This is a genomic window from Streptomyces sp. NPDC052109 (assembly GCF_040680195.1).
GTDB lineage: Bacteria > Actinomycetota > Actinomycetes > Streptomycetales > Streptomycetaceae > Streptomyces.
Map to the genome: position 1 here is coordinate 1 of NZ_JBFAWF010000072.1, position 1,433 is coordinate 1,433.

1 protein-coding gene is annotated in these 1,433 nt (G+C 68.0%); it reads right to left on the reverse strand.

The annotated features are described in order from the left end of the window. Positions 1-17: 17 nt before the first annotated feature. Positions 18-1,184, reverse strand: a complete 1,167-nt coding sequence (locus AB0L59_RS42235; RefSeq protein ID WP_365593528.1) for an IS110 family transposase — start codon at positions 1,182-1,184, stop codon at positions 18-20. Positions 1,185-1,433 lie beyond the last annotated feature (249 nt).

The following is a 1,433-nucleotide window of genomic DNA, read 5'->3' on the forward strand; positions in this document are numbered from 1 at the left end:
GGGTGCCTCTGTGTTTGTCAAGGTGTCTGGTGCGGTGGCGTAGGCTCGGTTTCGGCGGGTCCGGGAAGTGACTTGTCCGAAGAGTCGGCCGTCGGGGTTGGGCCGATCGCGCTGGATGCTGTAGTCGCCCCCGGTTGTCCTCCTGGGCCCGTCGTTCGGGTGCGGCGGCGCTCGTCGCCGACCATCGTGCGCCAGACGTGATCAGCCAGGCGGCGCTTCAGACAGCGCTGGGCTTCTCTGGGTGTCTTGCCTTCTGCGATTTTGGCGTGGAAGTAGGCGTGGCCCCGAGTGCCGGGCATGCGGATCTGCGTGATGGCCACAGTGTGGAGTGCCGCGTTGAGCTGACGGTCGCCGCGCCTGGACAGACGGTGGTGTGCGCGGCCGGCGCTGGCTATCTCGATGGGGGCGGTGCCGGCGTACTGGGCGAAGGCACTGGCAGTTGGGAAGCGGGTGGGGTTGCCGGTCCGGCCCAAGAGGCGGGCGGCGGTTATGGCTGCGATGCCCGGAGTGTCGGTCAGTCGGCTTCCGGACTCTGCGACCAGTGCCGCCATGGCTTTGGCGTTGGCTTTCAGCTTCACGTCCCATGTGCGGACCTCGGTGATCAGGTCGGCGGCGAGGGCGTGGCGGGTGGTTTCGGCGGGGCCGACGGGGACGACCGTCTCCAGCAGCTGCTCGGCTTTGGCCGCAGACAGATCACGTGGCGCCCCTCCGGGCAGGAGGGCTCGCAGCAGCGCGTGGAGCTGGTTGACTGCTCGGACTCTGGCCTGGGCGAGGTTGCTACGTCGTTCGTCCAGCAGAGCCAGTGCGTCCGTTGAGGTCTCGGGCTGCACCGGTCGCGCGTCGCCCTGGACAGCGGCGACGCAGGCCGCCGCGGCGGCATCGATGCGGTCGTTCTTGCGGCCTGCGCCGCGGGAGAGCTGACGGACACGGGCAGTGGCAGTGGGCGGGACGTCGACGACCCGTTCTCCCCGGGCGAGGAGCCATGACGTCAGGTGGTGTCCCAGGCCCCTGGCGTTCTCGACGGCCCATTGTCGCTGGGGCCACTGGGACGCCCAGTCCAGCATGCGCTGGTATTCCTGGAGAGTCCCGTCGATACGGATCGATGCCTGATCACGGTTGGTGCCTGGATCGACGGCTGTGGCTGTGTGGGTCGACTTGTGCGGATCGATACCGATCAGCATCATCGGCGGTCCCCTCCCTCTCGGCGTCGGGCCAGTGGAATCCGCAGCTGACAGCCCGACTTCGAGAAACGTGGGGTGGCTGGTGCTCATGCCTCTGTTGAGTCAAGCCGCGAACGGACACCGGGCAGGTCGACACACCCAAAGAGAGCCAGCCCCTGCGGGCGGCAGGAAGTACTCGAGTCAGCCCGCCCGGCGTCCTGCGGCACGTTACGGGCGGCCAACCCGATCACGAAAACCGCTACCCCCAATACA